This window comes from Paenibacillus sp. S150, assembly GCF_019352175.1.
In the GTDB taxonomy this organism is placed as follows: Bacteria; Bacillota; Bacilli; order Paenibacillales; family Paenibacillaceae; genus Paenibacillus_AQ.
In genome coordinates, this window is record NZ_JACBYI010000002.1 from 284568 (window position 1) to 308451 (window position 23884).

The 23884-nt window shown below is 52.1% G+C and carries 26 protein-coding genes, 2 pseudogenes and 1 riboswitch; of the genes and pseudogenes, 23 read left to right on the forward strand and 5 right to left on the reverse strand.

Annotation, left to right across the window (positions count from 1 at the left end):
- Positions 1-188 precede the first annotated feature (188 nt).
- The 5 genes from HYD27_RS03835 (at position 189) to murB (ending at position 5083) form a co-directional block, all read left to right on the forward strand.
- A complete protein-coding gene (locus HYD27_RS03835) occupies positions 189-1247 on the forward strand; it encodes a FecCD family ABC transporter permease (RefSeq protein WP_219211672.1) in 1059 nt (352 codons plus the stop codon).
- Positions 1244-2278, forward strand: coding sequence for a FecCD family ABC transporter permease (locus HYD27_RS03840; protein ID WP_219211675.1), 1035 nt, complete (start codon positions 1244-1246; stop codon positions 2276-2278). The genes HYD27_RS03835 and HYD27_RS03840 overlap by 4 nt, the downstream gene beginning before the upstream one ends.
- A 138-nt stretch (positions 2279-2416) precedes the next feature.
- On the forward strand, positions 2417-3223 hold the full coding sequence (locus HYD27_RS03845) for an ABC transporter ATP-binding protein (protein WP_219211676.1): 807 nt from the start codon (positions 2417-2419) through the stop codon (positions 3221-3223).
- 12 nt (positions 3224-3235) lie between these two features.
- Positions 3236-4042 carry a (2Fe-2S)-binding protein gene (locus HYD27_RS03850; RefSeq protein ID WP_219211677.1) on the forward strand — a complete coding sequence of 269 codons (807 nt, stop codon included), beginning with the start codon at positions 3236-3238 and terminating at the stop codon, positions 4040-4042.
- A 129-nt stretch (positions 4043-4171) separates the two neighbouring features.
- Positions 4172-5083 carry a UDP-N-acetylmuramate dehydrogenase gene (gene murB / locus HYD27_RS03855; RefSeq protein ID WP_219211678.1) on the forward strand — a complete coding sequence of 304 codons (912 nt, stop codon included), beginning with the start codon at positions 4172-4174 and terminating at the stop codon, positions 5081-5083.
- A 162-nt stretch (positions 5084-5245) separates the two neighbouring features.
- Here the strand turns inward: murB and ymzB are convergent, their stop codons facing one another.
- The gene (gene ymzB / locus HYD27_RS03860) at positions 5246-5581 is read right to left on the reverse strand and encodes a protein YmzB (RefSeq protein WP_219211679.1); all 336 of its coding nucleotides are present in this window, start codon (positions 5579-5581) and stop codon (positions 5246-5248) included.
- 216 nt (positions 5582-5797) lie between these two features.
- Between ymzB and HYD27_RS03865 the strand changes: the two genes are divergently transcribed.
- From HYD27_RS03865 to HYD27_RS03915, 11 genes and pseudogenes are all read left to right on the forward strand, one after another.
- The gene (locus HYD27_RS03865) at positions 5798-6646 is read left to right on the forward strand and encodes an ABC transporter ATP-binding protein (protein WP_219211680.1); all 849 of its coding nucleotides are present in this window, start codon (positions 5798-5800) and stop codon (positions 6644-6646) included.
- Positions 6643-7326: an ABC transporter permease gene (locus tag HYD27_RS03870; protein WP_219211681.1), complete on the forward strand. Its 684-nt coding sequence runs from the start codon at positions 6643-6645 to the stop codon at positions 7324-7326. The genes HYD27_RS03865 and HYD27_RS03870 overlap by 4 nt, the downstream gene beginning before the upstream one ends.
- Positions 7327-7404: 78 nt before the next feature.
- Positions 7405-7545, forward strand: a pseudogene (locus tag HYD27_RS03875) (ZIP family metal transporter); the annotation flags it as partial.
- Between the two features lie 79 nt (positions 7546-7624).
- A riboswitch (PreQ1 riboswitch) is annotated at positions 7625-7668 on the forward strand.
- A gap of 229 nt (positions 7669-7897) precedes the next feature.
- Positions 7898-8398 carry a preQ(1) synthase gene (gene queF, locus HYD27_RS03880; protein ID WP_219211682.1) on the forward strand — a complete coding sequence of 167 codons (501 nt, stop codon included), beginning with the start codon at positions 7898-7900 and terminating at the stop codon, positions 8396-8398.
- 30 nt (positions 8399-8428) lie between these two features.
- On the forward strand, positions 8429-9091 hold the full coding sequence (queC, locus tag HYD27_RS03885; protein WP_219211683.1) for a 7-cyano-7-deazaguanine synthase QueC: 663 nt from the start codon (positions 8429-8431) through the stop codon (positions 9089-9091).
- The gene (locus HYD27_RS03890) at positions 9091-9573 is read left to right on the forward strand and encodes a 6-pyruvoyl trahydropterin synthase family protein (RefSeq protein WP_219211685.1); all 483 of its coding nucleotides are present in this window, start codon (positions 9091-9093) and stop codon (positions 9571-9573) included. Before queC ends, HYD27_RS03890 begins: the two co-directional genes overlap by 1 nt.
- Positions 9566-10288 (forward strand): 7-carboxy-7-deazaguanine synthase QueE, encoded by a 723-nt coding sequence (gene queE, locus HYD27_RS03895; protein WP_219211688.1) that lies wholly within the window; start codon positions 9566-9568, stop codon positions 10286-10288. Before HYD27_RS03890 ends, queE begins: the two co-directional genes overlap by 8 nt.
- Positions 10289-10534: 246 nt before the next feature.
- Entirely contained in the window at positions 10535-10693 is a 159-nt protein-coding gene (locus HYD27_RS03900; RefSeq protein ID WP_219211690.1) for a hypothetical protein, read from the forward strand.
- A 97-nt stretch (positions 10694-10790) separates the two neighbouring features.
- Positions 10791-11318 carry a cysteine hydrolase family protein gene (locus HYD27_RS03905; protein WP_219211692.1) on the forward strand — a complete coding sequence of 176 codons (528 nt, stop codon included), beginning with the start codon at positions 10791-10793 and terminating at the stop codon, positions 11316-11318.
- Positions 11319-11652: 334 nt separating this feature from the next.
- Positions 11653-12567, forward strand: a complete 915-nt coding sequence (locus HYD27_RS03910; protein WP_219211695.1) for a DMT family transporter — start codon at positions 11653-11655, stop codon at positions 12565-12567.
- Positions 12568-12602: 35 nt separating this feature from the next.
- Positions 12603-13448, forward strand: a complete 846-nt coding sequence (locus HYD27_RS03915) for a class I SAM-dependent methyltransferase (protein WP_219211697.1) — start codon at positions 12603-12605, stop codon at positions 13446-13448.
- A 67-nt stretch (positions 13449-13515) separates the two neighbouring features.
- Here HYD27_RS03915 and HYD27_RS03920 read toward each other — a convergent pair whose 3' ends face one another.
- Positions 13516-14418 carry a LysR family transcriptional regulator gene (locus HYD27_RS03920; protein WP_219211699.1) on the reverse strand — a complete coding sequence of 301 codons (903 nt, stop codon included), beginning with the start codon at positions 14416-14418 and terminating at the stop codon, positions 13516-13518.
- Between the two features lie 306 nt (positions 14419-14724).
- On the opposite strand from HYD27_RS03920, the gene HYD27_RS03925 reads away from it, so the two are divergent.
- The 4 genes from HYD27_RS03925 (at position 14725) to pstB (ending at position 18395) form a co-directional block, all read left to right on the forward strand.
- Complete coding sequence (locus tag HYD27_RS03925) at positions 14725-15687, forward strand: phosphate ABC transporter substrate-binding protein (RefSeq protein WP_219211701.1); 963 nt, start codon at positions 14725-14727, stop codon at positions 15685-15687.
- A gap of 99 nt (positions 15688-15786) precedes the next feature.
- Positions 15787-16689, forward strand: a complete 903-nt coding sequence (gene pstC / locus HYD27_RS03930; RefSeq protein ID WP_219211703.1) for a phosphate ABC transporter permease subunit PstC — start codon at positions 15787-15789, stop codon at positions 16687-16689.
- On the forward strand, positions 16686-17582 hold the full coding sequence (gene pstA, locus HYD27_RS03935) for a phosphate ABC transporter permease PstA (protein ID WP_219211706.1): 897 nt from the start codon (positions 16686-16688) through the stop codon (positions 17580-17582). The genes pstC and pstA overlap by 4 nt, the downstream gene beginning before the upstream one ends.
- A 36-nt stretch (positions 17583-17618) precedes the next feature.
- On the forward strand, positions 17619-18395 hold the full coding sequence (pstB, locus tag HYD27_RS03940) for a phosphate ABC transporter ATP-binding protein PstB (RefSeq protein WP_219211708.1): 777 nt from the start codon (positions 17619-17621) through the stop codon (positions 18393-18395).
- A gap of 202 nt (positions 18396-18597) precedes the next feature.
- Here the strand turns inward: pstB and HYD27_RS03945 are convergent, their stop codons facing one another.
- Positions 18598-19806 (reverse strand): MFS transporter, encoded by a 1209-nt coding sequence (locus tag HYD27_RS03945; protein ID WP_219211713.1) that lies wholly within the window; start codon positions 19804-19806, stop codon positions 18598-18600.
- Positions 19807-19932: 126 nt separating this feature from the next.
- Between HYD27_RS03945 and HYD27_RS03950 the strand changes: the two genes are divergently transcribed.
- From HYD27_RS03950 to HYD27_RS03960, 3 genes and pseudogenes are all read left to right on the forward strand, one after another.
- The gene (locus HYD27_RS03950) at positions 19933-20829 is read left to right on the forward strand and encodes a LysR family transcriptional regulator (RefSeq protein ID WP_219211715.1); all 897 of its coding nucleotides are present in this window, start codon (positions 19933-19935) and stop codon (positions 20827-20829) included.
- Positions 20830-20887: 58 nt separating this feature from the next.
- A pseudogene (locus tag HYD27_RS03955) lies at positions 20888-21608 on the forward strand (MBL fold metallo-hydrolase).
- Positions 21609-22196: a TetR/AcrR family transcriptional regulator gene (locus tag HYD27_RS03960; protein ID WP_219211716.1), complete on the forward strand. Its 588-nt coding sequence runs from the start codon at positions 21609-21611 to the stop codon at positions 22194-22196.
- Positions 22197-22233: 37 nt separating this feature from the next.
- Here HYD27_RS03960 and HYD27_RS03965 read toward each other — a convergent pair whose 3' ends face one another.
- Both HYD27_RS03965 and HYD27_RS03970 read right to left on the reverse strand, forming a co-directional pair.
- Positions 22234-22407 (reverse strand): hypothetical protein, encoded by a 174-nt coding sequence (locus HYD27_RS03965; RefSeq protein ID WP_219211978.1) that lies wholly within the window; start codon positions 22405-22407, stop codon positions 22234-22236.
- 228 nt (positions 22408-22635) lie between these two features.
- Complete coding sequence (locus tag HYD27_RS03970) at positions 22636-23865, reverse strand: aminopeptidase (RefSeq protein WP_219211718.1); 1230 nt, start codon at positions 23863-23865, stop codon at positions 22636-22638.
- Positions 23866-23884: the final 19 nt, after the last annotated feature.

Consider the following 23884-nt stretch of genomic DNA (forward strand, 5'->3'; position numbering starts at 1 on the left):
TGAAAGCCCGGGTGAAAAAACACTGCCGGGCACATGGAAGGTGCAGGCCGTTGTATCCCGGGATACGCGGTGCTGCACCTTTTTTCAGAAAATTGAATGCTTGTACATCAATCATAGATTTGCGATAATGAGAATGATAGTTGTTATCATTTGAATAGTCAGTAATTATTCTGGTAAGGGGACGACTTATGGTCACATCCACACACTCAACAGCTCCCACCGGCCCGGCAGGGGAGAAGCAGTTGAAAACCCGGCCTGCAGCAGCTGTTGTCATTTTGATTGCGGGGCTTGGAGTCATTATTCTCGGTCTGGCGCTTTCCGTTTCGGTGGGGGCGGCGGATATCCGCTTGGCTTCCGTATGGAAGGCTGTGTTCCATTTCAACCCCGAGCTGCCCCAGCATCAGGTGATCCGGGAGCTGCGGATTCCCCGTGCATTGGCTGGAGCTATTGTAGGCGCATGCTTTGCTGTGGCCGGTGCGATCATGCAGGGCATGACACGCAATCCGCTGGCGGATTCCGGTCTGCTGGGACTTAATGCGGGGGCAGGCGTGGGCTTGGCTTTGGCTTTTGCCTTTGCGCCCTCGCTTTCCTTCATGTATATCATGCTCTATTGCTTCATTGGAGCCGCAGCAGCGTCCATACTGGTCTTCGGGATTGGTTCACTGTCCCATAGCGGTCTGACCCCTCTGCGGTTGACTCTTGCCGGAGCCGCCGTTAGCGCATTGCTGCTGGCGCTCAGCCAGGGCATTGCAATTCTGTTCCATCTCTCGCAAGACATCGCTTTTTGGATGGCGGGAGGGATCGGCGGTACGAGCTGGACACAGCTGCGGATCTTGTTTCCTTGGGTTGCGGCAGCTCTTGTAGGATCATTGCTGCTCTCACGCTCCATCACCCTGCTCAGCTTGGGCCGGGATGTGGCGGCAGGCCTTGGGCAAAGGACCCGGCTGGTACAAACCTCCGGCATCCTTATTGTTGTAATTCTTGCCGGAGCAGCAGTATCCACGGTCGGACCTATCGCTTTTGTCGGGTTAATCATTCCCCATGTTACCCGTTTTCTGGTCGGGGTAGATTACCGCTGGATTATTCCTTGCTCTGCGGTGCTTGGCAGTGTGCTGATTGTTTTTGCCGACATTGCCGCCAGGATGATCAACGCACCTTATGAGACCCCGCTGGGCGCTTTGATTGCGGTAATCGGTGTGCCTTTCTTCATCTATTTGGCCAGCAAGCGCAAGGGAGGACTGGCATGAGCCGAAGCCTGCAGTCTGCCGCCCCGAAAAAGCGCCGAAGCCGTGAGGCCACCATATTATCTCTGCTGGCGGTTCTTATAGCTGCGATGTTCATCATCAGCATGAATACCGGGCTTATCCGATTGTCTCCACTTGAAGTCTTACATACTCTGCTGGGAGAAGGCAGCCCGCAGCAAAAGCTGATTCTCTTTGATTTCCGCCTGCCGCGGATCGTTATTTCCCTGCTCGTCGGGGCGGGATTTGCCGTTGCAGGCTGCATCCTGCAGAGTCTGTCGCGCAATGCGCTGGCGGAGCCTTCAACACTTGGCATCAATGCCGGAGCAGGCTTTGCCGTACTTATCTTCATTTCCTTCGTCCCGGCAACTGCAGCAGCCCCAATCTTTATGCTGCCGCTGCTGGCGCTGGCCGGGGCCGCACTTACTGCAACGCTGATTTATTTTCTGGCTTACCGCCGAGAGGATGGTCTGTCGCCGACACGGTTGATTCTTATCGGAATTGCCGTCGGTGCAGGAATTTATGCGTTTCAGCTGATCTTGGCCCTGCGGCTTGATCCGCAGAATTATCAATTTGTAGCCACCTGGCTGGCCGGAAAGATCTGGGGCGGCGACTGGCGCTTTGTATTGGCGCTGCTGCCCTGGATTGCGATCCTGCTGCCGTTCGCCTTCTATAAGGCAAGAGTCCTTAATGTTCTGAACCTTGGAGACGAGACGCCTGCGGGTCTGGGCATGCCGGTGGAGCGGGAACGCATTCTGCTTTTGGCTGCCGCAGTTGCGTTGGCCGGCTCCTGTGTCGCCGTTAGCGGCGGCATCGGCTTTGTGGGACTGATCGCCCCGCATCTGGCCCGCCGGATCGTGGGTCCAAGGCATCAGATCCTGCTGCCCGCCTGCGCTTTGGTTGGCGCGCTGCTGCTGCTGACCGCCGATACGGTCGGCCGCTGGATTCTCCAGCCCTCCGAGATTCCGACAGGAATTGTGGTAGCGATCATAGGCGCACCATACTTTCTATATCTGCTGGCCAGATCCAAGGCCTGATATCCGCAGGATTGCGAAGCGATTTCTATAGGAGCAAAAGCTCCATAAAACTTAAGCAAATGCTTTCGAAGCGAGTTTTATTGCGAAGTAATATCTAGGGGAGCAAAAGCTCCATAAAACTTTTAAGGAGTGAAAATTATGTCGGAACGCTTGAACACAGAACAGTTAAGCATTGGGTATGCTGAAGCGGTGATTGTCAAGGGGCTGAACCTGTCTCTTCCGACGGGGAAAATCACAGCGCTTGTCGGAGCCAACGGTTCCGGGAAATCCACCATTCTCAAGACCATGGCGCGGATCATGAAGCCTAAGAGCGGCAGTGTAATGCTCGACGGCAAGTCGATCCACAACCTGTCCACCAAGGAGGTAGCACGGCAGCTGGCAATTCTGCCGCAGAATCCCACCGCTCCTGATGGGCTCACTGTATCCGAACTGGTCGGCTATGGACGGTATCCGCATCAGAAGGGCTTTGGTACGCTTACTCCGGAAGACCGCAGCATTATCGCGAATGCGATTGCCGTGACGGGGATGGAGGAATTCCACGACCGCGCGATTGATCGTCTGTCAGGGGGCCAGCGCCAGCGGGCCTGGATTGCGATGGCCCTGGCTCAGCAGACTGATATTCTGTTCTTGGACGAGCCTACGACTTTTCTCGACATGGCTCACCAGCTGGAGGTTCTCCAGCTCCTGCAGAAGCTGAATCAGGAGGAGGGACGCACGATTATTATGGTGGTGCATGATTTGAACCATGCCTCCCGTTATGCGCAGCATATGGTGGCAATCAAATCCGGAACTGTAATCAGCGAAGGCTCTCCGGTTGAGGTTATGACGCCTGTTGTGCTGCGTGAGGTATTCGGCATTGAAGCGGATATTGTGCCTGATCCGCGCACGGGCGTGCCTCTCTGCCTGCCTTATGAATTGGCGGCTTACAAAGCTGTAGGGATGTAGGGGGAGAGCGGCATGAATGAGGCGTTGACCCAAGAGCTGATCAGCAAGTTTGATCTTCATCCTGCCCCGCCTGCGGAGGCGCTCCATTCTTTTAAGGCAACGGAGCTTGTTCAAGAAGAGGGGGCGCGTACCTTCATCGCCTGCTACCGTCCTCTGATGAAGGCGCTGGACGACAAAGCGGCCGGAGCATATTTCGGCAGTTATTTCTCGAGTGTGGCGCTTGCAGTGCAATATTCAATCTCCGTCTATTCATCAGTCCCGGCAATCAGCCTGTCTAATCTGACAGTTCATCTCATTCCGGCGGACGGGTATTGCCGGATTGCATTTTCGCTGCAGGACTGGAACATCCAGGCAGCTCCTGCGGAAGAGTCGCGGGAGTCTTGGCGCAATGAAATACTTGCCGGCTTCTACAGTGATACCGCTGCGCCGCTGCTGTGCAGCATGTCGGAGGCCAGCGGCCTCAGCCTGGGGGAAATATGGGGACAGCTGCCGACCAAATTCAATTATTATATCGAGCTGTTCACGGCGGGACTTCAGAATTCCAAGCTGTTATACACTTTGCAGGAGGATTACAGTTACCTCAAGGATGGTCTGCCGGCAGAGGTTTTCGGGCTGAAGCGGAACCCTTTTCTGGTTAAAGTGCGCAGGATAGAAGCGCTGGCCGATCCGGAACAGACCGTGCAGATTCGAAACCGCTGCTGCATGTACTACCGAACTGAAGGCGGAAGCTACTGTTACACCTGTCCCCGCTTGAAAGAGGAAGAACGGGTAATCCGGCGGGTGGAATTCCGCAAGAAGGCGGCCTCCGCCCAAGGATAGGTTATATCCGTCAAATCTGACTCATAATGTTTATATAAACAGCAGACAGCAGGCTCCCGTCATTGACAAGGGAGCCTGTTCGTTGTTAAAGTTGTGATTACTTTTAATAGTGTCAAAGGAGCAGAGAGGATGAATATCAGCAAAATACATGAGGATCTGCAGCAGCTGGTCACAGCTGGAGCAGTGAAGCGCGATGAGGTGCTGGAGAGCCATGTGTTCACCCGGATGGGAGGCCAGGCCGATATCCTGGCGGAGCCTGCGACGTATGAGGAAGTTCAGGCCATTGTTACATATGCCCGCGTAAATGAAATTCCGTTGACTGTTCTGGGTAACGGCTCAAATGTTATTATTCGCGACGGAGGCATCCGCGGAATTGTCCTCCAGACCTCTGATTTAAGTGAAATGGGGCTAAGAGGCGATCTGCTCTATGCCCAGTGCGGCGCAAAGATTATTGATGTTTCCAGGTTTGCCCTTGAGAAGCGGCTTGCAGGGCTTGAGTTCGCCTGCGGGATTCCGGGGACTGTAGGCGGAGCGCTGTACATGAACGCCGGTGCATACGGCGGAGAGGTCAAGGATGTGCTGCAAAGCGCGCTTGCGATCAGCAAAGCCGGGCAGCTGGTGACGCTGCAGGGCGAGGAGCTGGAGTGGGGCTACCGCAAAAGCATCTTCGCCAGCGGGGCGTTCATTGTGCTGGAAGCCAGGTTTCTCCTGCAGCCGGGTGATCCCGCGGCAATCAAAGCCGCAATGGATGAATTGACCCGCCAGCGTGAATCCAAGCAGCCGCTGGAGTATCCGTCCTGCGGTAGTGTCTTCAAGCGGCCTCCAGGGAGATTTGCCGGGCAGCTGATTCAGGAAAGCGGGCTTCAGGGGACAAGAATCGGCGGAGCGGAAGTCTCCCGCAAGCATGCAGGGTTTATTGTGAATGCGGATCATGCGACCGCCAAGGACTACATCGGTCTGATTCATCATGTCCAGGCTGCGGTAAAGGATAAGTTCGGCGTGGAGCTGGAGACGGAAGTCGAGATTATCGGCGAAGAATGAACGGAAACAGGACGCAGTCCAATAGGCGGCGTCCTTTTTTTTGAAAAATATAAAAATCTTTATGCTCCACGCTATAAATTATCCTTCTATTTATCGCAGAAAGCTTCAGGCGATAAATAACTTCTCATCAATCCCCGTGATATTACGTATTATTGGACTTATTCAGCTGGTGGAGATGGAATATTTCGCTCGCTCCGTCCGCAGTTCAACCTTGCTGTCATCGACTGCATCCAGGTGAAGCCCGCTGACGGCAATCTCATAATTCTGCTGAGGAAGGGGCACAAGCTCGCCGTCTCTGTTCAGAGTACTGCCAGAGCCGCGCAAGATCAGCGCACTGTCCAGATATTCATCAATAACATCATCGGCATTGCGGTAATCCACCGTGTCCAGAGTAAAGTGAACGGTATCTAGGTCGTTCATCTCCTGCTTGTCAATTACAATCGTTTCATTCGCTTGGGCGGTCAGCCAATCCATAAGCCTCTGTACACTTTGATCCATCAGATGATCCCATCCTTATCTATGGAGATTATTAATTTTAAGTTACCCCTTTCTTCGAATTTGAATCCATAGTTCTGCCACAGCTTCACTTGCCGGGAACCAGGAAGGGATGGAGAATTGGCGAATGTTAAGGAGAGAGAACTGTCAGGAATGTTCCTTCACAACCAAGAATAAGCTTGAGCAGGGCCAAATCAATTCATGAAGGTGGTTGAGCCATTGATTCAGCTTATGGAGGTTTCTAAATTTTTCAAGGAAAAGCGGGCGGTAGACCGGTTGTCTTTTACGGTGGACAGGGGCGAGGTATTTGGCTTTCTCGGTCCCAACGGTGCGGGGAAGACAACCGCGATGCGTATGATGACCGGACTGCTTCAACCCAGTGACGGCGAGATTTTAATTAATGGTATGAATATTTTGCATCATAAAAAGAAAATCCATTCCCAAGTCGGAGTTGTGTTTGAGCTTCCCAACCTCTACATGGGCAGCTCGATCCGCAGCAATCTGGAGCTGTTCGCCAAGCTGTACAGCGTTTCCCTGTCCCGCATTGATGAAGTGCTGGATAGTCTCCAACTGGCGGAGAGTCAGAAATCCAAGGCGGGCAGTCTGTCAAAGGGCTGGAAGCAGCGGGTGCTGATCGCAAGAAGTCTGCTGCATCAGCCGCAGGTGCTGTTTCTGGATGAGCCTACCAGTGGCCTTGATCCCAACTCGGCAGTCTTAATCAGGGATTATATCCGAAGAATCCAAGCGGAGGGCACGACGATTGTTCTTACAACCCACGATATGCACGAGGCTGAAGAATTAAGCGACCGTGTCGGGATCATGCATGCAGGAAGACTGGTTGCACTTGATTCTCCGCAGAGCTTGAAGCAGGCCTATGGCAAAGACGAGTTTACGGCGGAATACTGGAATGAGAACCGGGTGATCACCGAAAGCTGGCCTGTGGCAGAAGAGTCCACCAAGGATCATATTTATGGCCTGCTGGCAAGCGGCCGGATGATCAGCCTGCACAGCCGGGAAGCCACGCTGGCCGATGTCTTTGCGGCTTTGACGGGAAGTGAGCTGAGTTGAAGCTGGCTCTGAAGCTGATGCGACATGAGGCGAGGGATATGCTCGGCAATCCTTCCTTTCTTATCCTTCTACTGCTGCCGATATTTATGTCCAAGGTTATCATTGCTGTTATGGACAGAAGCGGTCTTAATTTCATGCTTTTGTCCACATGGATATTGTTTGCCCAGGTGATGGTTGGAATCATGGTGACCGGGCCCGGACTAATTGAAGAACGGGAGAGCAAAACCTTTGATGCGCTGCTTGTCTCCCCGCTTGGCAGAGGTCAGATTATTGCGGCTAAAGGAGCGGCGGTGCTGTTATTTTCCGTGCTTTCGCAAATAATAGTGTATCTGCTTAACCAGGGGCTCAATATGAGCTTTATAGTTTTATTGCCTTATATGCTGGCAGGGGGCCTTATTTTTGTACAAACCGGCATGATTATCGGATTGAAGGTCAGCTCATCCCAAAATGGTGCCGCTGTAAGCTCTGCGGTGATGATTGTTTTTTTTCTGGCCGCTTCCTTATATCTGGCGCTTCCGCCCTGGACGTACCCGTTGTTTGCCATTTTGCCTAGTATTGAAGTCGTCGGGAATCTGGACAGTATCCTGAATGGCGAGGGGCCGCTTTTAATTGAAAGCCTTCTAATGCTGCTGTGGATGGGGATTCTAGCGTTCTGGATTTGGAGGACGGGAAAAGAGTAGCGCCGCTTTGCCTGCCGGCTGATTGCAACGTGGTTAGGGGTATCTTCATCAGCAATCAGCGGATCGACAACGGCGCTGATTGCCTCTTTTGCCGGAGGCGGGATTATCTCTATGGTGTCCTCCAGCATGATGCCGGAGGCTTATGAGGACGGCGGACCGCTGACCGGACTTGTCGCCGCGCTGGGTATGCTCTGTTCACTGATTCTGGATCACCTGTGAGGGTTGTCACCGACCGCCGGACATGGTATAGTTCAATTCGCAAGTAACAATGAATTTAAGAAGAATCTGCGCCTGAGGCGCAGGAGAGGTTCGCAAACTCCCTCTATAAAAAACTAAGACCGCAATTGCATACAAAGTCCTTGAAATCCAAAAGGCCTGGGAAGGATAGGCAACGCCTGTGCTTATTTCCCGTTATGCTGTGCGCAAAAAGACAGCGCCTGCCAGTCACTCACTTACGTCCGTTCATCAAGGAGCGGAAAGGCGTATCTTCTTAGTAGAGCCAAGTTTTCGAAACTCGTTCTTCTTTCCAGTTCCGGCGGGCAGCCGGGGGAAAAGAGAGGGGTTTTTTGTCATGTCAGAAGGCAGATTGAAAGAGGAAATGCGGGAGGTTACCCTGCTGGGCAACCAAGGCACCGTATATAAATTCGGCTATGACCCGGATATCCTTGAGGTGTTCGACAACAAGCACCCGGGCCGTGATTATTTTGTCAAGTTCAACTGTCCCGAGTTCACCAGCCTGTGTCCCGTTACCGGCCAGCCGGATTTCGGCGCAATGTACATCTCATACATTCCTGGGCAAAAAATGGTTGAGTCCAAGTCACTGAAGCTCTACCTGTTCAGCTTCCGCAATCATGGGGATTTCCATGAAGACTGCGTGAACATTATTATTAATGATCTGATCTCCCTGATGGAGCCCCGCTATATCGAGGTCTGGGGCAAGTTCACCCCGCGCGGCGGCATTTCCATCGATCCTTACTGCAACTGGGGGCGTCCGGGAACCAAATATGAAGCGATGGCCGAGCACCGGCTGATCAATCATGACCTGTATCCTGAGAAAGTGGACAACCGTTAATCTGAGGGCAAGGGAGAGGAGACAGCAGCTATGAACAAAAAGGCATTAGTCGTATTCAGCGGCGGACAGGACAGCACCACCTGCCTGGTGTGGGCATTGCAGCAATTTGAAGAGGTGCAAGCGGTAACCTTCAATTATAATCAGCGCCATGCTGCGGAAATTGAGGTCGCCAGGGAAATCGCCGGGAAATTCAATGTGAAGCAGCATATTCTCGATTTGGGCCTGCTGAACCAGCTGGCGCCAAACGCCTTGACCCGTAATGATATTGAGATTGCCGCGGGTGAAGGGGAGGAGCTGCCGAGCACGTTCGTAGATGGCCGCAATCTGCTGTTTCTTTCTTTTGCAGCGATTCTTGCCAAGCAGCTTGGATATTCCAATATCATTACCGGGGTATGCCAGACTGATTTCAGCGGATACCCGGACTGCCGGGATGTATTCGTGAAGTCGCTGAATGTTACGCTTAATCTGTCGATGGATTATGAGTTCGTCATTCACACACCGCTGATGTGGCTGGATAAAAAAGAAACCTGGAAGCTGGCTGACGAGCTGGGCAGCTTCGAATATATCCGCGAGCATACGCTGACCTGCTATAACGGAATTATCGGCAGCGGCTGCGGCACCTGTCCGGCTTGTCAGCTGCGGCAGCGGGGACTTGCGCAGTATGAAGCGGAAAGAAATGAGGTCGGTTCCTGATGCTGGGCGAGGTATCCGTCTGTAAAATATTTACTTTTGACTCTGCACATCAGCTGGTGGGGCACAAGGGGAAGTGCAGCAACCTGCACGGCCACACCTACAAGCTTGAGGTGGTGCTGAAGGGCAAGCCGCTGGTAGAGGAGGGGCATTCTGACGAAGGGTTTGTGGTTGATTTCAGCGACCTCAAGGCAACGGTGCAGGAGAGTTTGGTGGATCACCTGGATCATGCTTTTCTCGCTATGGGCAATGAACCGGTATTGGAAACCTTGGTGGTTACCGGCTCCAAGGTAGCGCTGCTATCCTTCCGTACAACGGTCGAGAACCTGTCGGCCTATATTGCCTATAAGCTGAAACAGGCGTCGCTGCCGCTGTATTCTGTCAAGCTGTGGGAAACGCCGACCTCCTGGGCGGAGGTGCTGGCTGCGGACATTCCTGACACGGGGCCAGCCTATCGCCTGCATGGGGGCTGTGATTGTGAGTAAGCTGCCGGTCATTGAGATGTTCGGCCCGACGATCCAGGGAGAAGGTGCGGTTATCGGCGTCAAAACGATGTTCGTCCGCACCTACGGCTGCGACTACCGCTGCGGCTGGTGTGATTCCGCATTTACCTGGGACGGCTCGGCGAAGGATAAGGTGAGGATGCTTGCGCCGGAGGAAATTATGGCTGAGCTTAATGCGCTGGCCGGAGACAATTTCGGCTGTGTGACAATTTCGGGGGGGAACCCGGCGTTGATTGGTGAAGGCATGGGCACATTCATCCGGATGCTTCACGAACGCGGCATCCAGGCCGCCATCGAAACGCAGGGCAGCCGCTGGCAGGACTGGTTCTATGATGTGGATGTTCTGACGGTCAGCCCCAAGCCGCCAAGCTCCGGGATGAAGACCAATTGGGAGATGCTTGATGGCATCATGGACAAGATGAAGACGCAGGGCAGCTCTGCGCACAGCCTGAAGGTTGTGGTGTTTGACGATGAGGATTATCAGTATGCGAAAAGCATCCACAGGCGGTATCCCGATGTACCGCTCTATCTGCAGCCGGGCAATGAGAATGTTACGGAAGAGGGCGATATCTCGGCCCGCCTGCTTGGACGGCTGGAATGGCTGTTCAAGCAGGTCATCGCCGATCCCGGGATGAACAAGGCGCGGGTGCTCCCGCAGCTGCATGCACTCATTTGGCATAATAAGCGCGGGAAGTAGTACGACGTCCCGTAAGTTCTTTCCCCGCTTTTAGAGTCTTAAAAGTGGGGTGATTTTGTCGTGGCCTACGGCAGGCTTCTGCATTTGCAGGAGTCCTTTTTTTCGCGCTATACTGCTTGGGCATTACTGTTCCGGCCCAATCAAACGGGCATCATTTGATTTCCATAAAATATCTTTAATGGAGGAACATCTTTACATTGCTCGTGTATTACGTGTGATGAATTATATACTCGGGAGGAAACCGCGATGGAAAACGGGTATTATGCAGGTTGGGGGACGTTGGCGTTAATTAATGCCGGATTGGCGCAAGGAAAGAATAGAAGCGGGCTTAACTGGTTTCTGCTGTCACTGCTGTTAGGACCGGTTGCGACCTTTATTTTGGTCATCTCCGACAAAAAACAATAAGAAACCCGGGCCTCTCCGCTTGCACTTCTGGTATAATCGGTACCGTAGATAGAGCAGTCCGCCAGTGAAATTTCGAGGGTGAAGGGAGAGTGTTACAGTGGCAGACCAGTCAACGGCTTTAGTAATTATCGATGTGCAAGAGGCGATGTTCTCATACCCCGGTATGAAGCTGCATGATGAAGAGGGGGTGACGGGCAGAATTGTATCTCTGCTGCATAAAGCCCGCTCGTCAGGTACACCTGTTGTATATATTCAGCATACAGAGGACGAAGAATATACCAGAGGCACTCCGACGTGGGAGATCAGCAGCCATGCCGCTCCCCGGGAAGGTGAACTGATTGTCGAGAAGCCAACCTGGGACGCCTTTCACCGGACACGGCTGCATGATGAGCTCCAGCGCCTCGGCATCACCGATCTGGTGATCTGCGGTATGCAAAGCGAGTTCTGTGTGGATACCACCTGCAGGCGCGCTTACAGCTTGGGCTACAACAGTGTGCTGGTTGAGGATGCGCATAGCACATTTGACAATGCCGGTCTCAGCGGGGCTGAGATTGTAAGGCATCATAATTCGGTTCTGGGCGGAAGAGTTGTACGGCTGCGGAAGGAGCAAGAGGTGGTATTCTAATGGAGTCCTCTGCCAAAGCAGCCATGAAGCCGGTCCGTCGTTCTCCGATGAGGCTTTTTGCCGGGAAGCGTTACTATACCTGAAAAAGATAGGGTCAATGGTTAGTGAAGCGGAAGAAGTGTTTGATCCGACGGATATTATTTACACACCGGCTGCTGATCAGCAGAGCGGAGCATGGATTCCTGCCATATAGGGGAGTTCATGCTTTTTATTTGTATTCTGAATGAAGACAGCTAATGGAATTTTAATTATTTTCATGAAAAAGCTGCAAATTCCCCCGTTCTGCGTTAAATTAACATAGTGAGTTTTTTTCAAGCTGAAAGGATGCAAAGCTGTGAATTTAAAAAAACCGCCCGTTCCCGTCCCGGTCCTGATGCTGATCGGAATCGTGGCCATCTCATTTTCTGCCATATTTATTAAATGGTCGGCTGCTCCGGCTTCGGTTCAGGGCATGTACCGGCTGCTGTTCACTTCGCTGCTGATGCTGCCGTTTGCCCGTCCATACAGCGGAGCGGCTTTTGCCCTGCGCCGCAAAGACTGGCTGCTGCTGGGAGTCTCCGGCGTCATGCTGGCGCTGCATTTTCTGCTGTGGATGGGCTCGCTGAAGTATACCTCTGTTGCCAGCTCGACGATGATTATGGCGCTGGAGCCGGTATTTATTATGCTTGGTGCCTACATACTGTATAAGGAACGAAGCACTGCAGCCGCCATGCTGGGCCTTGCCATTGCCATATTCGGCGTCGCTTTTATCGGCTGGGGCGATATCGGCCTCTCTTCGGATAACCTGAAGGGTGACCTGCTGTCCATCGGGGGAACGGCAGCGGTTGCCGCCCATTTGCTGATTGGACAGAAGCTGGTCGCACGTATGCCATCGTATCTTTACAGCCTGATCGTATTTATCTCGGCGGCTCTGGTGTTTGCCATTTATAATCTGGCGGCAGGCATTCCTTTCTTTGCATATCCGCCGCGGGAGTGGGGAATCTTTGTTCTGCTCGCCGTCGTTCCCACAGTATTCGGGCATATCCTGTTTAACTGGCTGCTGCAGTATGCCTCGGCGACTACTGTCTCCATGAATATTCTGGGCGAGCCTGTGGGCGCGAGCATTTTGGCCTTTCTGCTGCTGGGCGAGCAGCTGACCGGGCTGCAATGGGCCGGCGGTGTGCTGGTAATGGGCGGACTGGCTGTATACTTATATGCAGGAAGCAAAAAGGCATTGAAGGTCAAAGAATCCCTTCCGGGGGCATCTTGAGAGCACTATCATAGAAGACAAAGGGGTTCTATCGCATGAATGAACATGAACAAGCTCCAAACCCGGGCGACCAGGATGAAACACGGGGCATCATCCCTTCCAGTGAAGAACTCTGGAACGAGGATACCTACACGGCCTGGACTGCCCGCTTCGGCAGTCCGGAAGAGGCGGCGGCGAAGCTCGGGAAAGATCCTGCGGCGAAGCTGTATCCGCTGTTGAATTATCTCGGTGAGGTCCGGGGCAAAAAAATAATAAATCTCATGGGCTCGAACGGCATGAAGGCTGTAGCGCTTGGACTGCTGGGGGCAGAGGTGAGTGTGGCTGATTTCTCGGAAGCCAACGCCCGCTATGCTGGCGAGCTTGCGGAAGCGGCAGGGGTTCCCCTGGCCTATACAGTATCGGATGTGCTTAAGCTGCCCGAGGCACTGCTGGATGGCTCGCATGATATTGTGTTTGCCGAGATGGGGATTGTGCATTATTTTACGGATCTTGCTCCTTTTATGGATATCGTGTACCGGCTGCTTGGTCCAGGCGGCAGATTTGTGCTGCGGGATTTCCACCCGGTCACAACGAAGCTGATTTCCTCCAAAGGATCGACCGCCAAGGTCCGCAGGCACAAGGTGAGCGGGGATTATTTTGACACATCGCTGGAAGAAAAACAGGTATCCTATTCCAAGTATTTGCCTTCACCCGGCGAACCGGAGGGAACGGAAAAGCAGAGTGCTGTCTACTGGCGGCGCTGGACGCTGGGGGAGATTGTGACAGCGGCAGCGGGCAGCGGGCTGGTAATCCGCGAACTGGCTGAGGAGCCGAATCTATCCTCGGAGGTATATGACAAAGGAATTCCCAAAACCTTCGCCCTGGTGGCTGAGAAAAGGTAGCCTTCTCCCGCTGAAACGGAAGCCTTCGCTTTACGAGGCAGGCGCTTCTTTTTAATATAAGAAGAATCTAGAAGGCTTCCTCTTCCTTAGGAGGGGCTGCCAGCTCTGCAAAAGCACGCTGCAAAGGAGTCAATGCATAGTCCTTCCGCCAGGCCAGCACGAATTCGCCGTGCTCCGGCTGAACTCCCGGCAGCGGTGCATAGCACAATCCTCCGGAAGCCACCTCTGCCTCGATCCCTGCCTTGGAGAGCAGCCCCGCACCCCCGCCTTCACGAATCATTCCTTTTATCGCCTCCGGTGAGCTTAGCATTGCATGCCCCCACACCCTGACACCGTTGAGCTGTGCCCATTCCTCAGCGATTCCGCGCAGAAAGGAAGCCGGCTCATGCTGAATCCATGGCTCCAGAACAACCTGCTCCGGTGAGAAATCCTTAATATCCGCAAAGGGATGTCCCGGCGCAAAGACTAAAACCGCTTCATTGCGGGCGATGGTAAGAGTAGTCAAGGAACTGTCCTGCCCTTCAGCAGTATGCATTACCGCCATTTGTATTTCTCTGCCTCTCAGGCGTTCGCGAATCAAGGCCTCTGGCTGCACAGACAGTGAAATGTCCAGCCCTGGATGCCGGCGGATGAATTGCGAGACCATTTTTGGCAGAAGATAAGTACCTGGTACAAAGCCCGCTTCCAGCTCCAGATGACCGGAAGAGAGAGAGGCGTACTGCTTAATGCTGCGCTCGGCTTCAGCCGTTAGGGCAACAATTCTGGAGGCGTACTGATAAAGCGTCCGTCCGGCATCGGTCAGCAGCACCCGTCCGCTGCGGTATTGAAAAAGGGGAGTTCCCAGCTCGCTTTCCAGGCTTTTCATATGAAAAGATACCGTAGGCTGCTTTAAGCCCATTTCGGCGGCTACATCCGTAACCTTTTTGTATTTTTCAATCAGGACAACAATCTGAAGCTTAACAATGTTCATAGTGTACCTCCGGCAAAATAGCGCTGCATTAATTAATGTTAATCTAATTATAGATTATATCTATTGAATTATATAATTTCTATTATGTTTTTTATCTTCCGCTTTACAAACTTAATACTTTTCCCTGACGAACGGGCTCTAGAATAAGAAGAGTCAGATGTGACACGGACATTATCTGATGCTTCCAAAGTGAGTTTTGTACGAAGAAGATAATATGCAGCAGACACTCACAAAACATAGCAGATGCGCTCGCGGATTACGCGAAGAGGCGGACGCTATACAAAACACTCAGGAGGAGACAAAAAAATGCAATTTAGAAAAACGTGGGTCATGGCTCTGGCATTAACAAGTGTAGTAGCACTTTCGGCATGCGGCAACAACAACGGTGGAAACAATGCAGCAACCAATAACGGGGGAAATAATGCAGCTGCCACAAATGCACCTACAGAAACAAGCAGCGGCGCAGATTTAAGCGGATCTATTCTGGCATCAGGCTCTACGGCGCTGCAGCCGCTGGTTGAGCAGGCGGCTGAGAAGTTCATGGAAGCGAACCCTGGCGTGGACATTCAGGTTCAGGGCGGCGGAAGCGGCACCGGCCTTACCCAGGTTGCTGAGAAGCAAGTGGATATCGGCAACTCCGATGTATTTGCAGAAGAAAAGCTGAAGGATGCCGATGCAGCAAAAGCAGAAGCGCTCGTAGACCATCAGGTGGCGGTTGTAGCGATTGCAGCAGTTGCTCATCCGGATGCAGGCGTGGATACATTGACCAAGCAACAGCTTGTTGACATCTTCACCGGCAAAATAACGAACTGGAGCGAAGTAGGCGGTGCAGACCAAAAGATCCAGATCATCAACCGTCCAAGCAGCTCCGGTACACGTGCTACCTTTGAAAGCTTCGCGCTTGAAACCAAAACAGAAGACCTGCAGGGCTCGATCCAGGAAGATTCCTCCGGTACGGTTAAGAAAATGATTGGCGAAACACCGGGAGCGATTGGTTATCTGGCTCTGTCCTACCTGGATGACACAGTTAAAACGTTGAACTATGAAGGCGTTGAGCCATCCGTAGACAACGTAATCTCCGGTAATTATCCGGTATGGGCTTACGAGCACATGTACACTAACGGCGAACCAACCGGTGCTTTACAAGCATTCCTCGACTACATCTTGACTGATGAAGTGCAAACAGGCGATGTAGTGGAACTGGGGTACATTCCGGCTTCGCAAATGCAGGTTTCCCGCGATGTGGCCGGTACAGTAACGCCTAAGTAATTCCTTCCCGAAATTTAAGGATATCATCCATTAGAACTTCATGTGATTAAGAGGCGGATTTCTTCTGCCTCTCTTTTCACTTTAGAAAGAGGGAGCATCTTGAGGGCAAAACCGAAAAAAACAAAGATCGAAAAACATCATATAGAAGATTTTATAGGACGGGCTTATATGTCCTTTTGTGTACTGCTATTGATAGTCATCATTATATCGATGGTGTATTTTGTAGCGTCCAAGGGTATTTCCACCTTCATCAGCGGAGATGTAAAAGTGTCGGATTTCCTGTTCGGCACCAAATGGTCGCCGGAAGCAGATTCACCGTCCTATGGAGCATTCCCGTTTATCGCCGGTTCATTCCTGGTTACGCTGCTTGCCGCATTGATTGCAAGTCCGCTCAGCCTGTGCGCCGCACTGTTCATGACAGAGATTGTTCCGGGCTGGGGCAAAAAGCTGCTGCAGCCGGTCATTGAGCTGTTGTCAGGTATTCCATCGGTCGTATACGGCTTTGTGGGCCTGAGCGTCATTGTTCCTTTTCTGCGCAACACGTTCCCTGGTCAGGGTATCGGGGTTGCTGCAGGCGCGCTTGTCCTGTCGGTCATGATCCTGCCGACGATTACAAGCGTGGCTGCAGACGCGCTGGCTTCATTGCCGCAAAGCCAGAAAGAATCCTCCTTTGCGCTCGGTGCCACCCGGTGGCAGACAATTGCCCGGGTGATTCTCCCGACTACATTCCCGGCAATTATGACAGGGGTGGTGCTGGGGATGGCCCGCGCATTCGGCGAGGCCCTTGCTGTGCAAATGGTTATCGGGAATGCGCCTTTCGTCCCGCGGTCGCTCTTTGAATCCGCTTCGACCCTGACCAGTGTAATTACACTGAGCATGGGCAATACAACGATGGGCTCACCGCAAAATAACGCGCTGTGGAGCATGGCGCTGGTTCTTATGCTGATGACATTTGTCTTTGTCCTCCTCGTAAGAATGCTTGAAGGGAGAAATAAAATTTGAAGCCAAGAACCGCAGACAAAATCGCCACAGCACTGATTGTTTTTTTCGCATTACTGATTGTAGCCATCCTGGTGGGATTGCTTGGATACATTCTGATCCGCGGCCTGAACCACGTCAGCTGGGATTTCTTAACTTCGGCACCGCAAAAGATCCGTACGGGCGGAGGTGTCGGGCCTCAGCTGTTCAACTCCATCTATCTGCTGGTGCTGACACTTATCATTACAGTGCCGCTTGGCCTCGGTGCCGGAATCTTCATGGCGGAATATGCCCGCCCCGGCAAGCTGACCAACTTCATCCGTCTGATCGTGGAGGTATTGTCTTCTTTTCCTTCGATCGTTGTCGGCTTGTTCGGTCTCCTGCTCATAGTCAACACCTTTAATCTTGGCTTCTCCCTGGTTTCCGGCGCATTGGCGCTGACCTTCTTCAATCTGCCGCTGATGGTGCGGATAACGGAGCAGGCCTTCCGCACAGTGCCGAACCAGCAGAAGGAGGCAGGGTTTGCCCTTGGGTTATCCAAGTGGAAGATTGTCACCAATGTTCTGCTTCCGGTTGCATTGCCGACCATTATTACCGGAACCATCCTGTCAGCGGGCCGTGTCTTCGGGGAAGCGGCCGCGCTGATGTTCACGGCGGGCATGAGCAGCCCGCGACTGGATTTCAGCAACTGGAATCCGTCCAGCCCGACTTCACCGCTGAATCCTTTCCGTCCGGCAGAAACGCTGGCTGTGCACATCTGGAAGATCAACAGTGAAGGCCTGGCACCGGATGCGGCTCAGATTGCAGCAGGTGCTTCGGCTGTACTCGTCCTTACAGTGCTGATCTTCAATTTGGCGGCGCGCTACTTCGGACGGATGATTTACCGCAAGCTTACGGCTTCCAAAAGAATGAGCTGACAGCAAGCATAGATGGATCAATAGGAGGAATATGAGATGGGTATAGCGGAACCAGTGGTGCGCGAGTCCTTCCAGACCGAGGATTTGAGTATATTTTACGGCACATATGAGGCAGTGAAGGGGATTAGCCTTCCCTTTGCCCGGAATACAGTTACAGCGCTTATCGGCCCTTCGGGCTGCGGCAAATCGACCTTTCTCCGTTCGCTGAATCGGATGAATGATGAGATCTCCGGATCGACAACGAAGGGAAGCATCTGGATCGACGGCGTGGATATCAATGCACCCGGCACGGATGTCATCAAGCTTCGTCAAAAAATCGGCATGGTCTGGCAGAAGCCAAACCCGTTCTATAAATCCATTTACGAGAATATTGCGTTTGGCCCGAAATATCATGGCATCAAAGGCAAAAAGGCGCTGGATGAAATTGTGGAGAGCAGCCTGCGGCGCGCCGCCCTGTGGGATGAAGTCAAGGACCGCCTGAAGGATTCGGCATTGGCCTTGTCCGGCGGACAGCAGCAGCGTCTTTGCATTGCCCGTGCTTTATCGGTCAATCCGCAGATATTGCTGCTGGATGAACCGGCTTCGGCGCTGGACCCGGTCTCAACGGGTAAAGTAGAGGAACTGATCAAGGAGCTGAAGGAAGAGCTGCGGATCGTTATTGTTACCCATAACATGCAGCAGGCAGCGCGAATCTCCGACTATACCGCTTATTTTTACCTCGGGTCGCTTGTTGAATATGATAAGACGGAGAAGGTTTTCAGCAATCCTGACAATCAGATGACCCAGGAATATATTATGGGCCGCTTCGGTTGAGTAATTATTGCTCCGGAACAGGTACAGCCCCTCGATTGAGAGGAGGCTATACCTGTTTTTTTTAAAGATAAGAATTTATATGTTTCACGCTATACATTAGCCTTCTCTTTCTCGCTGAAACGGATACCGTCCTTATCAGGACGGCGAAGCCGTTTCTGCTTGATTCTGAACACGCTTTAACCTGGTGAAACGTTTGGACATCCTACACGGCCTGGCGTAACACGAAAAAGAACGCACTAATAACCAGTACAGTTAAAATGAAAGCAAAACCGGTAGTTCCGCTGACAAGCCCTTTACTATCAATAAGAAAGCCGGTACATACAGGCAATAAGGCAGCCGGAATATATCCTCCCAAATTTAAAACAGCATTCGCCTCCGCTCTGCGATGCTCAGGGACATGAACGCCGATGAGCGTCAATCCGCCTAATTGGCCAAGTCCTTGACCCATACCTGCAAAAATGGCCGCCATGAAGAAACACATTGCCGACGAGAGGGCAACAGCTGCAACAAGACCTGCCATGGATAGAATAGTGGCAGTCATACTGACGATGAAAATCGTACGGACAGGCAGCTTGTTCAGGACAAATTGAATTCCTGTGGCTGTCAGGAACATGACACAGGCTGTAGTGCCTGCTACCAATGGGCTAGTTACATGAAGAAGTTTTGAGAGCAGGGAAGGCCCAAGGGACAATACAAAAGATGTTGCAGTAATGCCCGGTGCAAAAGCGGCAATGCCTAGAGCAAGATGCAGACGATTGGCTGAAGGGACGCCGGGCCAATGCAGATTCCATTTATTCTGATCATGCAAATCTGTGTTTCTTTGGGGCAGTGTCCATACAACAAAACATGCGCTGATCAAGAATACAGCCTGAATCAAGAACAGAGGGACGACAGGACGTAACAAAACGCTGGTCAGAATGCCTGAGAGCAGCGGACCGAGGCCTGCACCGAGTACCATGGACACCGATGCTGCAAGGGAGGCCGTTTGCTTCAGCTTCGTTCCGCCCACATCGGCAACAGAGGCCATACCGGCTGAAACAATGACACCGACAGCAATCCCAGATAGGAAACGGGCTGCCAGAAGGGCAAGGACGGAATGTGCATTTGCAAACAGCACACAAGCCATAATAGCCGCTGTGATTCCCGGAAATAAAACCGGCTTGCGTCCATAACGGTCGGACAGTTGACCCGCAAACAGAAGCGTAAGGAGCAGCCCGGCAATATAGGAAGCAAATATTAATGTGAGCGTGCTGTTGGAGAAGTTGATTTCCTGCTGCCAATATACATAAAGCGGGGTTGCCGAATTGGAAAGGATAAAGACGGCAGTAATCATCCAGGCAGTAAGCCATACACGCTTGGAGGAAATGCGTTTCTTTATGAGAGTTGTACGCGTGGTTTGAGTCTTATCCATAGCCGTGACAGCTCCTTTCTTCACCTATCGCTGAGTTGTCTTCTATCATAGAATATGTTTCAATATAACTGAAATACAAATAATTCATGATAGGAATAACCAAATGGTTATGATGTGGTCAAGCATATGAACATCAATCAACTCGAAGTATTTATTAAGGTCGCGGAAAAGATGAATGTAACGGAGGCTGCCAAAGCGCTGTTTATTTCTCAGCCTGCAGTCAGTAAGGCCTTGAAAAACCTGGAGAGCTTTTTACAGATCAAGCTGTTTATTCGGGACAAGCAGAATGGCCTGGCACTTACCGATGTGGGACAAGAAATGCTGATTCTGGCAAGGGAAATGAAGGAGCTTGAAAGCAAAATGCTCCAGCTCGCCTGTCAGGAGAACAAGCTCTTGCGCGGTAAGGTGAGAATCGGATCATTCCCGGCAGCCTCGGCGAACTTGTTGCCGGATGCGATTGGTTTATTCCGTACCCAATATCCGCAGGTTACGATTGAACTGATGGAAGGAACCTCCAATCAAATTAAGCAGTGGGTTGACGACCGGTCGGTGGAAATCGGGATTGTTGCGTCTCCTTTTGAGCCTTTCGATTTTAAAATCGTGGCGCATGACAGTATGGCAGCCATTTTGCCGGAGAATCATCCTTTACAATTAGAGAGGGAGGTAAGCCTGGAAGATTACAGGAATGAGCTTATATTTTGCAAAGGCGGGCATGAAGCAGTTGTTTTAAACACATTGGAAGAAAAGGGCATACCCTTTCATGAGAATCTGACTGTCCAAACAGCCGAAACCTTAATTCATATGGTTCAAAAACATCTGGGGATCGGCATTATATCCCGTTTCTCGCTTTCTTCTGTTACGCATCATTTGATGATCAAAGAAATTGTGCCTCGAATCACCCGGGATATCGGACTTGTCGCAAATTCCTTTACTGAATTGACGCCGGCAGGCAAACAGTTTCTAAATATCATGGGCCAATTGTATGGCGCCGTCCTGCCGCAAGATTTTGAATTCCGCACTTGATAAACTAATTATATTAGTTTATATTATAACTAATATCATTAGTTTTGGAGGGGGTCGCATGAGATTGACTCGGGAAGGCCATTTGCTGCAGCTCACCTGGATGCCCAGATTATTTCCCGTTAATTGCTACCTGGTTGAAGAAGCGGATGGATTGACGTTGATAGATGCTGCTCTGCCATTCAGCGTGCAAGGAATTTTTAGATACGGCGGCAAAGTTGAATAAACCGGTTAACCGCATTGTGCTGACACATGCCCACGGCGATCATGTTGGAGCACTGGATGAACTGAAGAAGCGGCTTCCGGCAGCTAGGGTGTATATTTCCGAACGGGATTCCGCCTTACTTAGGGGAGACCGTTCCTTGAGGGCTGACGAGCCGCAAACGCCGATTAAGGGCAGTGTTCCGGCCAGGATTGCTACGGTGCCGGATATCCTGGTGCGGGAAGGCGATGCTATCGGCTCTTTAACAGCCATCGCGACTCCCGGCCATACGCCGGGTTCGATGTCCTTTCTTGATGTGCGTACCGGAGCGCTTGTTGTCGGAGATGCTTTTCAGACCTTCCGCGGAACTGCTGTATCGGGGACAGTCATACCCTTATTTCCCTTTCCCGCTATGGCAACATGGAATAAAACGCGGGCACTGGAGAGCGCGCTCAAGCTGATCCGGGTTTCGCCCAAGCTGCTTGCGGCAGGACACGGCAATCTGCTGAAGGCTCCCGGCGAACAAATGAAATATGCAATTCACCAAGCAGAAGCACTGCTGAAGAAAGTAGGGAGCTGAATGTCTCCAAGAGCCGGATTGGATACACATGCCTTAGTGTTGGCAGCTGTGGAAATTGCTGATGAGCAGGGAATAGAGGCGGTAACCCTGGCTGCGCTCGCAGCCAAGCTGGGTGTGCGTTCCCCGTCGTTGTATAATTACATTAACGGTCTTCAGGGGCTGCGCTCATTGCTTGCCGTTCACGGCCTGGAATTGCTGCATACGGCAATGTCTGACGCTTCGGAGGGACTCAAGAGAGATGAAGCTGTTCACGCCATGGGACAGGCTTACATTGATTTTGCCAGGGAACACCCCGGACTGTATGAAACTACGCTGCGGGCGCCGGAGGCAGGGAATTTGGAACTGGAGAAGATAAGCGGCCGGGTGCTGTCTTTGATTATTGAAGTGCTGTCCGGCTATGGGCTGGGTGCAGAGGGCGAGCTGCATGCCGTCCGGGGGCTGCGCAGCCTGCTGCACGGATTCGCTGCCCTGGAGAACAAGAGGGCCTTCGGGATGCCGCTGGAGACGGACATCAGCTTGACCCGGCTGATCAGCACGTTCATTGCCGGTATCGACAAAATGGGTTCAAGCTCAGGAGATCAGCCGTAAGCGCTTTCTATAAAATATATATGATAGGGCAGCCTCTTCACAGCATGGGGGCCAGGTATGCAATCAGAAAATACAGAAAACCAAACAGCAGCATGATATAAGCCGTATACTTAATCGCATTGGAAGCAACAATGCTTGAGTCGGTAGGGGCTTTCGCTTCTGTACGTTCCGGCTCCACAGGGTCCATATCGTGGGTCAATGATTCCTTCATCGGGATAACCTCCTTGGAAATAGAATCCTTAATTGTATTGTGACATATTTGTGAATTAAATTCAACAATATTGTGAATTATATTTGAACAAAACTTCAAAATTGGGTTTTTTACTAGGTTGAATATAGTGAAGCAGTCCAAAAAAACACCCTGCAGCCTCTTTTGCAAGAGAATCTGCAGGGTGCTTTGCATACGCATAAGATTTGTCAAGACTTCAAGAGATTACAATCAAGCCCAGTCTCCGTTGCGGAAAATAGGTTCGGCAAGGCCGTCATCCGTGATTCCGTCGATATTCATTTCCGGTGATCCCATCATGAAATCCACATGTGTCAGGCTCTGGTTCATCCCGCGTGCTGCAAGCTCTTCCTTGGTCATCGAAGTGCCTTGCTGCAAGGTAAAAGCGTATGCTGCTCCCAGAGCCAGGTGGCAGGAGGCATTTTCATCGAAGAGGGTAGTGTAATACAGTATGCCGCTTTCCGAGATGGGAGAATGGTAGGGCACAAGGGCAACTTCGCCAAAATAAGCGGAGCCTTCATCCATCGCCAGCAGCGACGAGAGCGCTTCCTGTCCTGCCTCGGCTGTATAGTCTGTAACTTTCCCGTTTTCCAGTGTAAGGCTGAACCGGTCTATGATTTTGCCGCTGTAGCTGAGCGGCTTCGTGCTGCTGACCTTGCCGTTCGCTCCGGTTTTAAGCGGTGCGGTAAACACCTCTTCTGTCGGAATATTAGCCAGAAAAGGCACTCCGCGTCCGTTCACGGCGCCCGCCTGGCACCAAATGTGGCCTTCAGGCAGCTCAACCGTGAGATCTGTACCAGGCGCGGTATAGTGGAGCTTGCGGTATTTTTTGGCATTGAGAGCATCACAGCGCTGCTTCAACCCCCCCAGATGCAGGCGCCAGGCTTCAACCGGATGCTCCTGGTCTGCTCTGACCGCCTTGAAGATGGCATCCCACAGCAGGCCAACCTGCTGCTCAGGCGGGGCGTCCGGGAATACCTTGGCCGCCCAGACAGGGGAAGGGTAAGCCACAATGCTCCAGCTGGCATGGTTGCCCATCAGCAGTTCACGGTAAGATGCCATAGCCTTGCCGGCGGTCCGCTGATTGTCGGCAATACGCAGGGGATCTATTCCTTTCAGCAGATCCGGATTTGCTGAAACAATGGAAAGGAACGCCGCTCCGTTCCGGGCCAGATCCTCCAGCTCATCCGCTTGCCATTTCGGCGGTTCCAGGAAGCTTTCGGACGGCGCCAATTCATAGCGTGCCCGTGTGACGAGCTCATCGGTATAATTGACTTTGACCAGTTTGGCACCCGCTTCATAGGCTTGACGGACAACCAGCCGCACCAGCTCTGCACAAGAAATGTCTGCGTTGACCACCAGCGTCTGCCCAGGCTGAATGTTAATTCCTATTTTTACTGTCAGCAATGCGTAATTCTCCAGCTTTTGCTCATAACTCAGCATCGGTTACACTCCTTTCAAT

Bases quoted from the DNA above. Each gene is read 5' to 3' on its own strand.
- HYD27_RS03925 (WP_219211701.1), top strand. From the start codon at position 14,725: ATGCAATTTAGAAAAACGTGGGTCATGGCTCTGGCATTAACAAGTGTA.
- queF (WP_219211682.1), top strand. From the start codon at position 7,898: ATGTCAGAAGGCAGATTGAAAGAGGAAATGCGGGAGGTTACCCTGCTG.
- HYD27_RS03915 (WP_219211697.1), top strand. From the start codon at position 12,603: ATGAATGAACATGAACAAGCTCCAAACCCGGGCGACCAGGATGAAACA.
- ymzB (WP_219211679.1), bottom strand. From the start codon at position 5,581: ATGGATCAAAGTGTACAGAGGCTTATGGATTGGCTGACCGCCCAAGCG.
- HYD27_RS03950 (WP_219211715.1), top strand. From the start codon at position 19,933: ATGAACATCAATCAACTCGAAGTATTTATTAAGGTCGCGGAAAAGATG.
- HYD27_RS03960 (WP_219211716.1), top strand. From the start codon at position 21,609: ATGTCTCCAAGAGCCGGATTGGATACACATGCCTTAGTGTTGGCAGCT.
- HYD27_RS03970 (WP_219211718.1), bottom strand. From the start codon at position 23,865: ATGCTGAGTTATGAGCAAAAGCTGGAGAATTACGCATTGCTGACAGTA.
- pstB (WP_219211708.1), top strand. From the start codon at position 17,619: ATGGGTATAGCGGAACCAGTGGTGCGCGAGTCCTTCCAGACCGAGGAT.
- murB (WP_219211678.1), top strand. From the start codon at position 4,172: ATGAATATCAGCAAAATACATGAGGATCTGCAGCAGCTGGTCACAGCT.
- HYD27_RS03840 (WP_219211675.1), top strand. From the start codon at position 1,244: ATGAGCCGAAGCCTGCAGTCTGCCGCCCCGAAAAAGCGCCGAAGCCGT.
- HYD27_RS03900 (WP_219211690.1), top strand. From the start codon at position 10,535: ATGGAAAACGGGTATTATGCAGGTTGGGGGACGTTGGCGTTAATTAAT.
- HYD27_RS03890 (WP_219211685.1), top strand. From the start codon at position 9,091: ATGCTGGGCGAGGTATCCGTCTGTAAAATATTTACTTTTGACTCTGCA.
- HYD27_RS03965 (WP_219211978.1), bottom strand. From the start codon at position 22,407: ATGAAGGAATCATTGACCCACGATATGGACCCTGTGGAGCCGGAACGT.
- queC (WP_219211683.1), top strand. From the start codon at position 8,429: ATGAACAAAAAGGCATTAGTCGTATTCAGCGGCGGACAGGACAGCACC.
- HYD27_RS03835 (WP_219211672.1), top strand. From the start codon at position 189: ATGGTCACATCCACACACTCAACAGCTCCCACCGGCCCGGCAGGGGAG.
- HYD27_RS03945 (WP_219211713.1), bottom strand. From the start codon at position 19,806: ATGGATAAGACTCAAACCACGCGTACAACTCTCATAAAGAAACGCATT.
- HYD27_RS03850 (WP_219211677.1), top strand. From the start codon at position 3,236: ATGAATGAGGCGTTGACCCAAGAGCTGATCAGCAAGTTTGATCTTCAT.
- HYD27_RS03920 (WP_219211699.1), bottom strand. From the start codon at position 14,418: ATGAACATTGTTAAGCTTCAGATTGTTGTCCTGATTGAAAAATACAAA.
- HYD27_RS03845 (WP_219211676.1), top strand. From the start codon at position 2,417: ATGTCGGAACGCTTGAACACAGAACAGTTAAGCATTGGGTATGCTGAA.